Here is a 13,622-nt window from a genome sequence, read left to right as displayed (position 1 = left end):
ACTTGCCGGTCTCCGTGCTCAACGCGTACACCTCGTCGTGGTAGCGCCCGGAGAGCCAGAGCTCCTTGCCGTCGGCCGAGAGACCGCCCATGTCGGGGCTGCCGCCGGGGATCCGCCAGGTCGTGGTGGGTTTCAGGCTGGCCAGATCGAGTACGGTCACACTGCCCTCGTCCCGGTTGGTGACGTACGCCAGCCGGGCGTCCCGGCTGAAGTAGATGCCGTGCGCGCCTCGGCCGGTGGGGATGAACGCGGACTGCCGGGTGGCCTGACCGTCGAAGACGTACACCCCGTTGGCGCGCATGTCGGCGACGAGGAAGTGCTGCCCGTCGGGCGTGAGCCGGGTGTCCTGCGGCATGCCGTCGGCCGCCTTGGTGAGCCGGAACTCGCGCACCTTGCGCAGGGTGGCGGTGTCCAGTACGAGCATCCGGTTGGCGAACTCGCAACTGAACAACATCGTTCTGCCGTCGGCGGAGTAGTCCATGTGGTTGATGCCCCCGCACTCGGGGAACCGGACCGATCTCACCCGCCGCCACGTGGCCGCATCGTAAATGTCGAGGCGCTTGTACGCCTCGGCGACCACGATCGCCTGCTTGCCGTCCGGGGTGAAGTAGAGGTTGTACACGTCCTCGAGCTTCATGAACTTGCCCGGCTCGCCGGTCCGGGCGTCGATCGGGACCAGCCCGCCCCTGGGTGTCTGGCTGGACGCCACGTAGAGCGTGCGCAGGTCGTAGGAGGGCACGACGTGCTGCGGCTCCGGCCCGCCGGCGAACTTCCCCACCACCTGATAGGTCGCCGGGTCGATCATCCAGACGTCGTTGCTCTTGGTGTTCGGCACGTAGACCATCGGCCGGTCGCCGCGTACCCGCTCGGCCAACTGGTCGGGACCGGCCGCGGCATAGACGTTGCCGGCCGCCGGGTACGTCGGCATGCCCGTCACCAGCGGCCCGAGGGCGGCGTGCGTCGGGGCGACCGGGGACGGGCTGGTCCGGGCCTCCGCGCTGGGCTCACGGCTGGTGCAGGACGCGAGCCCGACTGACAGGGCCAGGACCGGGGCCACGGCCAGCAGGCGGCTACTGGGCACCCACTGACGATAACGGACAAAAACTCCGACAGCGGTGGGTATCCGACAGCCCGTCGGGCCGACGGGTCAGCTGACGTTGGCCGGGCCGAGAACGCTCTTCAGGTCACCCATCAGCGCGGTGGTGGCGGCCACCCGGAACGGCCCGAGGCGCAGCGTGGTCACCTTGCCGCCGTTGAGCAGCTTGACGTGCACCTCGGTGTCGCCGGGGTGCAGCACCAGGGTCTCCTTGAGCTTTTCCACCAACGGCGGCGTGCAGCGGTGCACCGGGATGGTCAGGGTGACCGGCTTGTTCGCCGGGTTGCTGCTGATGTCGGGCATGGACATGTCCATCGCCATGATCCGCGGGGTGTCGTCGCGCCGGTCCACCCGGCCCTTGACCACCACGATCGCGTCCTCGGCGATGTACTGCCCGATCACCTCGTAGGTGTTCGGGAAGAACAGCGTCTCCACCCCGCCGGCCAGGTCCTCCAGGGTGGCCGAGGCCCAGGCCCGGCCCTGTTTGGTGACCCGGCGCTGCACCCCGGAGAGGATGCCGGCCAGGGTGACCACGGCACCGTCGGGCACCCCGCCCTCCTCGGCGAGGGCGGCGATGGTGGTGTCGGCCGCCGCTCCGAGGACGTGCTCCAGGCCGAAGAGCGGGTGGTCGGAGACGTAGAGGCCGAGCATCTCGCGTTCGAAGGCGAGCTTGTCCCGCTTGTCCCACTCCCCCTCGCCGATCGTCGGCATGACCGTGGTGCTGCCGCCGGTGTCGGCCTCGCCGAAGCCCGCGCCGAAGAGGTCGTACTGGCCGACGGCCTCCTTGCGCTTGACGTCGGCGTACGCGTCGATGGCGTCGGCGTGCACCGCGAGCAGGCCCTTGCGCGGGTGCCCCATCGAGTCGAAGGCGCCGGCCTTGATCAGCGATTCGATGGTCTTCTTGTTGCAGACCACCGCGTCCACCTTGGACAGGAAGTCGTAGAAGTCGGCGTACTCGCCCTTCTCCTCGCGGTACCGCATGATCGAAGCCACCACGTTCGCGCCGACGTTGCGCACCGCGGCCAGGCCGAAGCGGATGTCCTTGCCGACCGGGGTGAACGGCCCGGCGGAGGTGTTCACGTCGGGCGGCAGCACCTGGATGCGCATCCGGCGGCACTCGGACAGATAGAGCGCCATCTTGTCCTTGTCGTCACCGACGGAGGTGAGCAGCCCGGCCATGTACTCGGCCGGGTAGTGGGCCTTGAGGTACGCGGTCCAGTACGAGACCAGCCCGTACGCGGCGGAGTGCGCCTTGTTGAAGGCGTAGCCGGCGAACGGGACCAGCACGTCCCACAGGCCCTGGATGGCCGCGTCGCTGTAGCCGTTCTTCTGCGCGCCGGCCTGGAAGATGGTGAAGTTCTTCGCCAGCTCGTCGGGCTTCTTCTTGCCCATGACGCGACGGAGGATGTCGGCCTCGCCGAGCGAGTAGCCGGCGATGATCTGGGCGGCCTTCTGCACCTGCTCCTGGTACACGATCAGGCCGTAGGTGACGTCGAGGACCTCCCTGAGGGGCTCCTCCAGCTCCGGGTGGATCGGAGTGATCTCCTGCTGCTTGTTCTTGCGCAGGGCGTAGTTCGTGTGCGAGTTCATGCCCATCGGGCCAGGCCGGTACAGGGCGGACACGGCGGAGATGTCTTCGAAGTTGTCGGGCTTCATCAGCCGCAGCAGGGACCGCATGGGCCCGCCGTCGAATTGGAAGACGCCGAGGGTGTCGCCGCGCTGGAGCAGTTCGAAGGTCTTCGGGTCGTCCAGCGGCAGCGCCAGGAGGTCGAGGTCGATCCCCTTGTTGGCCTTCACCATCTTGACGGCGTCGTCCATGATGGTCAGGTTTCGCAGGCCCAGGAAGTCCATCTTGAGCAGGCCGAGCGACTCGCACTGCGGGTAGTCCCACTGCGTGATGGTCACGCCGTCCGTGTGGCGCACCCAGATCGGGGCGTGGTCGACGATCGGCTCGCTGGACATGATCACGCCGGCCGCGTGCACGCCCATCTGCCGGACCAGACCCTCGACGCCCTTGGCGGTGTCGATGACCTTCTTGACGTCCGGCTCGTTCTCGTACATCGCCCGGATCTCACCCGCCTCGCTGTAGCGCGGGTGGGTCGGGTTGGTGATGCCGTCGAGGTCGATGCCCTTGCCGAGGACGTCGGCGGGCATGGCCTTGGTGAGCCGGTCGCCCATGGCGTACGGGTAGCCGAGGACGCGCGCGGAGTCCTTGATCGCGTTCTTGGCCTTGATCTTGCCGTAGGTGCCGATCATGGCGACCTTGTCGGCGCCGTACTTCTCGGTCACGTAGCGGATCACCTCGACGCGCCGACGCTCGTCGAAGTCGATGTCGACATCGGGCATCGAGATGCGCTCGGGGTTGAGGAAGCGCTCGAAGATCAGGCCGTGCGGGATCGGGTCGAGGTCGGTGATGCCCATGGCGTACGCGACGATCGAGCCGGCCGCGGAGCCTCGGCCAGGGCCGACGGCGATGCCCTGCTTCTTGGCCCACATGATGAAGTCGGCGACGACGAGGAAGTAGCCGGGGAAGCCCATCGAGATGATGGTGTCCATCTCGTACTCGACCTGCTTGATGCGGTCGTCGGGGATGCCGCCGGGGAACCGGCGGGCCATGCCCCGCATGGTCTCCTCGCGGAACCAGGTGACCTCGGTGTAGCCCTCGGGGATGTCGAACTTCGGCATGAGGTTCTTCGCCTCGAACATGCCGATGGTGTCGATCTGGTCGGCGACGAGCTTCGTGTTGGCGCAGCCCTCCTGCCAGGCGTCCGAGGAGTCGATGGCGTACATCTCGTCCGTGGACTTCAGGTAGTAGCCGGTGCCGTCGAAGCGGAAGCGGTCCGGGTCGGAGAGGTTCTTGCCGGTCTGGATGCAGAGCAGGGCGTCGTGCGCGGTCGACTCGTGCGCGTAGGTGTAGTGCGAGTCGTTGGTGACCAGCGGCGGGATGCCGAGCTTCTTGCCGATCTCCAGGAGGCCGTCACGGACCCGACGCTCGATCTCGATGCCGTGGTCCATCAGCTCCAGGAAGTACCGGTCCTTGCCGAAGATGTCCTGGTACTCGGAGGCGGACTTCAGGGCCTCGTCGAACTGGCCGAGCCGGAGCCGGGTCTGCAACTCGCCGGAGGGGCAGCCGGTGGACGCGATCAGACCCTCGGACCACTGGGCGATGGTCTCCTTGTCCATCCGGGGCCACTTCTGCAGCCAGCCCTCGGCGTACGCGTCGGAGGAGAGCCGGAAGAGGTTGTGCAGCCCGGTGGCGTTCGCCGCCCAGATCGTCTTGTGGGTGTAACCGCCGGAACCGGAGACGTCGTCCCGCTTCTGGTGCGGCTGGCCCCACTGGACCTTCCGCTTGTTCCGCCGGGACTCCGGGGCGACGTACGCCTCGATGCCGATGATCGGCGTCACGCCCGCCTTCTTGGCCGTGTGGAAGAAGTCGTACGCGCCGTGCAGGTTGCCGTGGTCGGACATGGCGATATGGGTCATGCCCATCTCGTTGCACGCGTTGAACATGTCCTTCAGCCGCGCGGCACCGTCCAGCAGCGAGTACTGGGTGTGGACGTGGAGGTGCGTGAAGGGCGGCTTGGTCACGGTGGGAGGCCTCCGGGAGAAAACTGCGGCGCGTAGCGCCTCGATGAGGGGCGGTCGTCGGGCGACGGGCGGGCGGACTGCAGGCTGCGGACAGTCTGGGGAGTCAGCGTGGAAGTCTACGTCTCCGGACTGACAGCGGATGGGATTCTTCGGGGCGAAGCCCCTCGATGAGGGGTGGTGGTCGGGCGACGGGTGGGCACTCCCGCGTACCGTCATGCGTTGAGCAGCAGAGAACGCCTGTCCCAATTGTCATGAACAGTCTTGCACCAGGAGGCACCTTCGATGTCGGTCCCGCAGCCCACCGCCGCCGAGCGCGGTGAGCAGATCCTCGACGTCTTCGACACCGCCTTCGGAGAGCTCCTGGCCGCCGACCCGGCCGCCTTCCGGGTCAAGTTCCGCAAGATGGCCGGATCCGCCTTCGCGTTCTACCGGGGCACGGCGTGCCTGTTCTACAAGGACCTGGAGCATGAGGCGCAGGGCGGGCCGTTCCTGGACGAGCGGACCGGCCGGGTCTGGATCCACGGCGACCTGCACGCCGAGAACTTCGGCACGTACATGGACGCCACCGGCCGGCTGATCTTCAACGTCAACGACTTCGACGAGGCGTACGTCGGCCCCTTCACCTGGGACCTGAAGCGGCTGTCCGCCTCCCTCGCCCTGATCGGCTACAGCAAGGCGCTCGGCGACGAGCAGATCACCGAACTGGTGCGGATCTACGCGGCGGCCTACCGCGAGCGGATCCGTGCCCTGGCGTCCGGCGCGAAGAACGACGAGGTGCCCTCCTTCACCCTGGACACCGCCGACGGCGCGCTCCTGGACGCGCTGCGCGACGCCCGCGCGCTGACCCGGTTCGGGCTGCTCGACTCGATGACGGAGATCCGCGAGTTCGAGCGCCGGTTCGCGCCGGGCGGCGGCTCGATCGAGCTGGACGCCGCGACCCGGTACAAGGTGCTCGCGGCCTTCGACGGCTATCTGGAGACGCTGCCGGAGTCCTCGCTGGCCCGCCCGGACTCGTACCGGGTGAAGGACGTGGTCGGGCGGCGCGGGATCGGCATCGGCTCGGCGGGCCTGCCCTCGTACAACATCCTCCTGGAGGGCAACAGCGACGCCCTGGAGAACGACGTCGTCATCTACATGAAGCAGGCGCAGACGCCGGCGGTGTCCCGTCATGTGACGGACCCGGCGGTGCGCGGCTACTTCCAGCACGAGGGACACCGCACGGTGATCTCGCAGCGGGCGCTGCAGGACCACGCCGACCCGTGGCTGGGCTGGACGGAGATCGAAGAGGGAGGACGCCGGGTCGGTCAGCTGGTCGCCGAGGTGTCGCCGTACGCGGTGGACCTGGACTGGTCGGACATCGACGACCCGGAGGAGATCGCGGCCACGGTCGCGGACCTGGGCCGGGCGACGGCGACGATGCACGCGGCGGCGGACGACGAGAGCGGTCACTCGCTGGTGCCGTTCTCCACGGAGCGGGCCATCGACGCGGCGATCGCGGCGGACGAGGAGGGCTTCGCGGACCTGCTCATCGACTTCGCGCACGAGTACGGGGCGCGGGCGCGGGCGGACCACCAGATCTTCGTCGACCTGTTCCGCAACGGCCGGATAACGGGCCTGTAGGTCCTCCCGGGCCCTGCTGTGGCTGTCCTGTGGCCGTTCTCAGGAGTTTCTTAGGACGGTCTTACAGGAAGCCGTGGCAGACTCTCAGCGCTATGGACATATCAGGGACGCGGCTGAGGGGGCTGCGGGCGGCGATCTTCACGGCCGTGGTCGTGACGCTGTCCGCCGCCTCCCATGTGCTGCTGTCCCGGGTCCCGCTCCCCCTGCTGACCGTCGTCGCGGTGGCGGCCGGCGTCTTCGCCGTGGCGTACGCGCTGGCCGGCCGGGAGCGGGGCTTCGGCGCGATCGCGGGGCTGCTCGTGCCTCTGGAGCTGGCGGCCGACACGGTCTTCACCTCGGGCCAGCACGCCTGTTACGGCCCCGCCGGCGGCCCGGTCGCCGGCTCGCTGAAGTCGTTCGGGGTGGACGTCCTGTGCGGCGGCGCGGCAGGCGCCCCGCTGCCGGGCGTGGCGGTCCCTGAGAGCGGCACCGCGGCGGCCCTGCTGAACTCCCCCGATCCGGCCCTGCCGTGGCTGCTGCTCGCCGCCCATGTGGCGGTCGGGCTCGGCGCGGCGGCCTGGCTGCGACACGGCGAGCGGGCCCTGACCCGGCTGGTCGGCGCGGCCGCCGCAGGCGCGTTCCGGCCACTGCTCCTCGTCGCCGCCCTCGTCGGCGCCCCGCGCCCGGCGCTGCGGCGCGGCGCGTGCCCGGCGGACCGGCCGCGCCGGTCGGTCCCCCGTCTCCTCGTGCACTCCGTCGGACGGCGTGGACCGCCGTGCCCGGGCCTCGTCCTCGCCTGAGCACCGCAGTCCCCCTTCCCTTTCGTCTTTTCACGTACGGAGATCACGATCATGAGTGCACGCAACAGCCACGCCAACAAGGCGGCCGCCCGCGAGCGGATGCGCGCGGAGCGCGAGCGCCAGGCCAAGAAGGACAAGGCGCGCCGGCAGGTGATCGTCGGTGTGTCGGCGGTGGCCGTCCTGGCGATCGCGGGCGGCATCGGCTACGCGGTCGTCCAGGCCAACAAGCCCACCCAGTGGGAGGCCGCGAAGGACGCCAAGAACGTCACCGCGCCGGCCAACACCGAGGGCGAGAACGGCACGACGGTCGTCATCGGCAAGCCGGCCGCGAAGAAGACGCTGGAGCTGTACGAGGACTCCCGCTGCCCGGTCTGCGCCACCTTCGAGCAGGCCGTCGGCGAGACGGTGAAGAAGGACGTCGACGCCGGCAAGTACAAGATCAAGTACGTCGGCGCGACCTTCATCGACAACGCCACCCGGGGCGAGGGCTCGAAGAACGCCCTGTCGGCGCTCGGCGCGGCGCTGAACGTGAGCCCCGAGGCCTTCATGCAGTACAAGGCGGCGCTGTACTCGGCGAAGTTCCACCCGGAGGAGAACGACGACAAGTTCGCCAAGGACTCCTACCTCCTCGAGGTCGCCGACTCGGTGTCCGCCCTGAAGGGCAACGAGGCGTTCAAGAAGAACGTGGAGAGCGGCACGTACGACGCGTGGGCGATGAAGATGTCGGCGTCCTTCGACGAGAGCGGCGTGAAGGGCACGCCGACGCTGAAGATGGACGGCAAGAAGGTCACCGCCGCGGGCAGCGAGAACGCCCCGATGACGGCAGCCGAGTTCACCGCGGCGATCGGCAAGGCCCTGAAGGGCTGACGCCCCCGGCGCCCGCCGCCTGCTTCTGCGCGCCCCGACCCCGCCACCAGGGGTCGGGGCGCGACCCCGTTTCGGGGCCCGGCGGCGGATGATCGCAACGTTCCGTCGAAGATTCGGCGAACTTTCCGGATTTCGCCTACGCGTTCGTCATACCGGTCAGTAATCTGACGCCCCGTGACCAGCCGACTCATATCCTCCGCGCCCAGCCGCCGCACCGTCGTCAAGGCCGCCGCCGTTACGGCCGTTGCCGCCCCGGTGCTCGCGGGCGCCGCATCCCCCGCCACCGCGGACTCCTCCGCACCCGCATTCCTGCACGGCGTCGCCTCCGGCGACCCGCTGCCCGACGGCGTCCTGCTCTGGACGCGCGTCACCCCGACCCCCGACGCCGTGCCCGGCTCCGGCAAGGGCCCCGACGTCGCCGTCGAGTGGGAGGTCGCCGAGGACCGCGACTTCTCCCGGACCGTCGCCCGCGGCACCGCCACCGCGACCGCCGCCTCCGACCACACCGTGAAGGCCGACGTGCGCGGCCTGCGCCCGGCCACCGCCTACTGGTTCCGCTTCACCGCGGGCGGCGCCGTCTCGCCGGCCGGCAAGACCCGTACCACCCCGGCCGTCGACGCCGCCGCGCCGGGCGTCCGCTTCGGCGTGGTCTCCTGCTCCAACTGGGAGGCCGGCTACTTCTCCGCGTACCGCCACCTCGCCGCCCGCGCCGACCTGGACGCGGTGCTGCATCTCGGCGACTACATCTACGAGTACCCGAGCGGCGGCTACGCGGCCGGGGACACGGTCGTGCGCGAGCACGCGCCGCTCCACGAGATCGTCTCGCTGTCGGACTACCGCACCCGGCACGGCCGGTACAAGACGGACGCCGACCTCCAGGCGCTGCACGCCGCGCACCCGATGATCGCGATCTGGGACGACCACGAGTTCGCCAACGACGCCTGGGCGGGCGGGGCGGAGAACCACACGCCGGGCGCCGAGGGCGCGTGGGCGGACCGGGTCGCCGCGGCCAAGAAGGCGTACTTCGAGTGGATGCCGGTCCGCGCGTCGACGGAGGGCACGGTCTACCGCCGACTGCGCTTCGGCAAGCTGGCCGATCTGCACCTGCTGGACCTGCGCTCGTTCCGCTCACAGCAGGCGGGCGTCGGCAAGGGCGCGGTGGACGACCCGGAGCGGTCGATCACCGGCCGGGCCCAGCTGGACTGGCTGAAGTCCGGCCTGGCCGGATCGGACGCCACCTGGAAGCTGGTCGGCACCTCGGTGATGATCTCGCCGGTCGCGTTCGGCGCGCTGCCCGCCCATCTCCTTGAGCCGCTGGCCGAGTTGCTGGGCCTGCCCAAGGAGGGCCTGGCGGTCAACGTGGACCAGTGGGACGGCTACACGGACGACCGCAAGGAGCTCCTTGCGCATCTGACCCAGCGGGCCATCCGGAACACCGTCTTCCTGACCGGTGACATCCACATGGCCTGGGCCAACGACGTGCCGGTGAAGGCGGCCACGTACCCGCTCTCGGGCTCGGCGGCCACGGAGTTCGTGGTCACCTCGGTGACCTCGGACAACATCGACGACATCCTCAAGGTCGCCCCGGGAACGCTCTCCCTGGTCGCGGCCGCGGCGGTCAAGACGGCCAACCGCCATGTGAAGTGGGTGGACATGGACCACCACGGCTACGGCGTCCTGGACGTGACCGCCGAGCACTCGCAGATGGACTACTACACCGTCTCCGACAAGACCCGGCAGGACGCGACGTCGGCCTGGGCACGCTCCTATCGGACGCGCAACGGAACGCAGAAGGTCGAGCGGGTGTACGCGCCGGTGCGCTGAGGGTCGATTTTCAGCCAACTGGTTGAGTGTTAACAGAAGATCACATCGTCACGGCGGGTGGTGGGTCACGGAGGCCGAATCCGGACACACCACCCGCCGCGTCATGTCTTTCGTTACGTGCACGTCTCGAACTCCGGAATCCACACAAATTTTTCTTCCGGATGACCCCATTTGCCCCCTGAATGATTGGGCTTGATCACCGCTCCTTGACGTCTGACATGAACCCGTAATCTCCCCGCGATGGCGAGGAATTGCCTCTCCATAACCCCCCGCGAGGAGTCACCTGTGCGTGCTCTTGTTCGTATATCGCCGCGTATGTCACGTCGTCTGCTCGGCGCTGTGGCCATGGCCGGAACCCTGGCCCTGGCCCCCCTCTCCGCGCCCACCGGCGCGGCCGCCTCCACCGGCACCCTGGCCGGCGCCTCCGCCGAGGACTGCGCCGACGGCTCCGCCGCCGTCTCCAGCGCCCGTGAGGCCAAGCCCGGCAGCACCCACGCCGCCGAGCCCAACGAGGTCTCCGCCGCCCAGGCCAAGGCCATGGACGCGGACCTGAAGAAGAGACTGGAAGCGGCCCGCACGAACGGCCGGGCTCTTTCGGCCACCGCCGGCGCGACCATCCCGGTCTACTTCCACGTCATCCACAGCGGCACCCAGGGCAAGCTTTCGGCCACGGACATCAACAACCAGCTGGCAGTGCTCAACGCGGCCTACAGCGGCCAGGGCACCGGCAACGTGAACACCAACTTCCAGTTCACGCTGGCCGCGACCGACTACACGGACAACGCCACCTGGTACAACCTGACCTCCGGCTCCCAGGCCGAGAAGGACATGAAGTCCACCCTGCGCAAGGGCGGCGCCGGCGCGCTGAACTTCTACACCGCGAAGCTCGGCGGCGGCCTGCTCGGCTGGGCGACCTTCCCGTCCTCGTACAACTCCAGCCCGTCCATGGACGGTGTGGTCGTGCTCGACTCCTCGCTGCCGGGCGGCTCGGCCGCCAACTACAACGAGGGCGACACCGCCACCCACGAGGTCGGCCACTGGATGGGCCTGTACCACACGTTCCAGGGCGGCTGCAACGGAAACGGCGACTACGTCGCCGACACTCCGGCCGAGAAGAGCCCGGCGTACCAGTGCCCGACCGGCCGCGACTCCTGCGCCTCCAAGACGGGTGTGGACCCGATCCACAACTTCATGGACTACACGTACGACAACTGCATGTACCAGTTCACCGCGGGCCAGGTCACGCGGATGAGCGACGCGTGGACCGCGTACCGCGCCGGCTGAGGCATCGCCTGACAGCGTGATGGGAAGGGCGCGGCGGGTTGAGCCCCCGCCGCGCCCTTCCTGCGTGCCGCCATGTGCCTACAGGCTCTCCAGGAACGCCAGCACGATCGCCCAGGTCCGCTCCGCCGCCTCCGCGTCGTAGTCGGGCAGCTCCGGGTCGGTGTACACGTGCCCGGCCCCGGGATAGCGGTAGATCTCCACGTCCGCCCCGGCCTTGCGCATCTGCAGGTACCAGGCGGACAGCCAGTCGTCCGACTCGAAGGCGTCGGGCTCGGCGACGTGCAGCTGGACCGGCAGATCGTCGACGGACACGTTCGGAGCGAGGTCCGAGGTGCCGTGGAGCAGCAGCAGACCGCGCGCCTTCTCGTCCCCCAGCGCCAGCGTCTGCGCGACGGACGCGCCGAACGAGAAGCCCGCGTAGACCAGACCGCGCTCCGAGTGCGGGGCCGCGGCGAGAACGGCGCGCTTGAGCAGCTCGTCCTTGCCGATCCCGTCCGTGATCGCCATGGCCTCCTCGACCGAGTCCGCGGTCCGGCCCTCGAAGAGGTCGGGCGTCCAGACCCGGTGCCCGGCTTCCCGCAGCCGCTCGGCCGCGGACTCCACGGCGGGACGCAGACCGTACATGGAGTGGAAGAGCATGATGTCCATCCCGCCATCCTGCCACCCGTGCCGGCGCGTGCCGCGCACGTCCTAACGCATGCTGCGCACGTCCAGCTGCCGCAGCACCCGGTCCACGACCTCCGGGTCCGCGCCCGGTTCGCTGCGGGCGTCGAGCACCGCGTGCCGGGCGGCAGACATCATCTCCCGCTGGATCCGGTGCACTTCCTTCAGCCGCTCGGTCCGCCTCACCAGCGCCTCGCGCCGCTCGTCGCCGAGCATGTCGGGGCTGATCCGGGCCCCGATGTCGAACGCCCCGCGCAGCAGCCGCTCCTGGACCTCCTCCGGCAGGTCCTCGACCTCCTCGATCTCCTTCAGCCTCCGCTTGGCGGCCTTGGCCGCGCGGATCGCGAGCTCGCGCTCCAGCCGGCGCTCGGCGTCGGCGTCCGCCTCCACCCCGAGCCGCCTCACCAGCCACGGCAGCGTCAGGCCCTGGACGACCAAGGTGCCGATGATCACGCAGAAGGCGATGAACACGATCTCGTCCCGGGCGGGGAACGGCTCGCCTGCGTCCGTACGAAGCGGGACGGCCAGGGCCAGCGCCACCGACGCCACCCCGCGCATTCCGGACCACCACATGACGATCGCCTCCCGCCGGCCGAGCGGGATCTCCTCGTCCACGTCCCGGAGCGTGTGCAGCCGCTGCGCGAGCCAGGTGGCGGGCATCAGCCACAGCAGCCGGACGGCGACGACGACCCCGAGCACGGCCGCGCCCCAGCCGAGCATCGTCCAGCCGCGGCCGTGCGACACGCCGAAGACATGCACGAGTTCGAGCCCGATGAGCCCGAAGGCGATGCCGGTGACGAGGGTGTCGACCACCTCCCAGAACGTCTGCCCGGCGAGTCGGCCCATCACGTCGTCGGCGTCGCTCGCGTGCTCCGCCAGGAAGAGCGCGGTCACCAGGACCGCGAGGACGCCGGAGCCCTGCAGCTCCTCAGCGAGTACGTAACTCACGAACGGCACGAGGAGCGTGAGCCCGGTCTGCAGGGTGGCGTCCCCGAGCAGGTCGATGAGCCGGTTGGCGAGCCAGCCGATGACGAGCCCGACGACCACGGCGACGACGGCCGAGAGCACCAGTTGGCCCAGCGCCTCTGGCCAGGAGAAGGAGCCGCTGACCACGGCCGCGATCGCCACGTGGTAGAGCACGATGGCCGTGACGTCGTTGAAGAGGCCCTCCCCCTCCAGGATCGACACCAGCCGGCGCGGCAGTCCGAGGGAGCCCGCGACGGCGGTCGCGGCGACCGGGTCGGGCGGGGCGACCAGGGCCCCGAGCGCCAGCGCCGCGGCCAGCGGCAGCCCGGGGACCAGCGCGTCGGCGACGAAGCCGACGACCCCCGTCGTGACGAAGACGAGGGCGACGGCGAGCAGGAAGATGGGCCGCCGGTTGGCGGCGAACTGCCGCCAGGAGGTGCGCTGCACGGCGGCGTAGAGCAGCGGGGGCAGCACCAGCGGCAGGATCAGCTCGGGCGCGATGTCGACGTTCGGGACGAAGGGCAGGTAGGCAAGCGCGATCCCGATGAGGGTCATCAGCACGGGCGCGGGGAGCCCCAGCCGGTCCCCGAGCGGCACGGTGAGAACCGCGCCGAGCAACAACAGGAACAGCAGGGCCAATTGATCCACGGGGCGCCCCTCAGGCCTTCCGGTGCGTCGACGACCAGAGGCTCAACCCTGCCACGCCGCGGGACGATTCCCCCGGAACGCGCTGCCCGAGGAGTGCGCGGCCGGCGGCTAGAGCGCCCGACGCATCGCCCGGTGCGCGATGCCCGCGTCCGGGAACTCGGGGCCGTACGCCGCGTACCCCAGGCGCTCGTAGAACCCCAGCGCATGGGTCTGCGCGTGCAGGTCGACGGCGCTCAGACCGCGCTCGCGCGCCGCGTCCTCGATCGCCCGGACCAGCGCCGCGCCGA

General features: G+C 69.8%; 10 protein-coding genes. 5 read left to right on the top strand and 5 right to left on the bottom strand.

Going from position 1 to position 13,622, the window contains the following annotated elements:
* Both VIU94_RS20395 and dnaE read right to left on the bottom strand, forming a co-directional pair.
* On the bottom strand, window positions 1–1,081 hold a 1,081-nt coding region (locus tag VIU94_RS20395), incomplete at its 3' end, for a YVTN family beta-propeller repeat protein (protein ID WP_331913271.1).
* Window positions 1,082–1,147: 66 nt separating this feature from the next.
* The gene (dnaE, locus tag VIU94_RS20390) at window positions 1,148–4,684 is read right to left on the bottom strand and encodes a DNA polymerase III subunit alpha (protein WP_331913270.1); all 3,537 of its coding nucleotides are present in this window, start codon (window positions 4,682–4,684) and stop codon (window positions 1,148–1,150) included.
* A gap of 282 nt (window positions 4,685–4,966) precedes the next feature.
* On the opposite strand from dnaE, the gene VIU94_RS20385 reads away from it, so the two are divergent.
* The 5 genes from VIU94_RS20385 (at window position 4,967) to VIU94_RS20365 (ending at window position 11,058) form a co-directional block, all read left to right on the top strand.
* Complete coding sequence (locus VIU94_RS20385) at window positions 4,967–6,304, top strand: DUF2252 domain-containing protein (RefSeq protein WP_331913269.1); 1,338 nt, start codon at window positions 4,967–4,969, stop codon at window positions 6,302–6,304.
* Window positions 6,305–6,396: 92 nt separating this feature from the next.
* Window positions 6,397–7,083 (top strand): hypothetical protein, encoded by a 687-nt coding sequence (locus VIU94_RS20380; protein ID WP_331913268.1) that lies wholly within the window; start codon window positions 6,397–6,399, stop codon window positions 7,081–7,083.
* A gap of 51 nt (window positions 7,084–7,134) precedes the next feature.
* Entirely contained in the window at window positions 7,135–7,950 is an 816-nt protein-coding gene (locus VIU94_RS20375) for a DsbA family protein (protein ID WP_331913267.1), read from the top strand.
* A gap of 174 nt (window positions 7,951–8,124) precedes the next feature.
* On the top strand, window positions 8,125–9,774 hold the full coding sequence (locus tag VIU94_RS20370) for an alkaline phosphatase D family protein (protein ID WP_331913266.1): 1,650 nt from the start codon (window positions 8,125–8,127) through the stop codon (window positions 9,772–9,774).
* A gap of 315 nt (window positions 9,775–10,089) precedes the next feature.
* Window positions 10,090–11,058 carry a zinc metalloprotease gene (locus tag VIU94_RS20365; protein WP_331913265.1) on the top strand — a complete coding sequence of 323 codons (969 nt, stop codon included), beginning with the start codon at window positions 10,090–10,092 and terminating at the stop codon, window positions 11,056–11,058.
* Window positions 11,059–11,136: 78 nt separating this feature from the next.
* Here the strand turns inward: VIU94_RS20365 and VIU94_RS20360 are convergent, their stop codons facing one another.
* The 3 genes from VIU94_RS20360 to VIU94_RS20350 form a co-directional block, all read right to left on the bottom strand.
* Window positions 11,137–11,706: a dienelactone hydrolase family protein gene (locus VIU94_RS20360; RefSeq protein WP_331913264.1), complete on the bottom strand. Its 570-nt coding sequence runs from the start codon at window positions 11,704–11,706 to the stop codon at window positions 11,137–11,139.
* Window positions 11,707–11,748: 42 nt separating this feature from the next.
* On the bottom strand, window positions 11,749–13,335 hold the full coding sequence (locus tag VIU94_RS20355) for a Na+/H+ antiporter (protein ID WP_331913263.1): 1,587 nt from the start codon (window positions 13,333–13,335) through the stop codon (window positions 11,749–11,751).
* A 108-nt stretch (window positions 13,336–13,443) separates the two neighbouring features.
* Window positions 13,444–13,622, bottom strand: a 179-nt coding sequence (locus VIU94_RS20350) for a GNAT family N-acetyltransferase (protein ID WP_331913272.1), incomplete at its 5' end; no start/stop codon positions are given.

The sequence above is a fragment of the Streptomyces sp. genome (assembly GCF_036566765.1).
GTDB lineage: Bacteria > Actinomycetota > Actinomycetes > Streptomycetales > Streptomycetaceae > Streptomyces.
The sequence above is the reverse complement of the archived record's forward strand: the minus strand, read 5'-3'. Positions and strand labels throughout refer to the sequence as shown.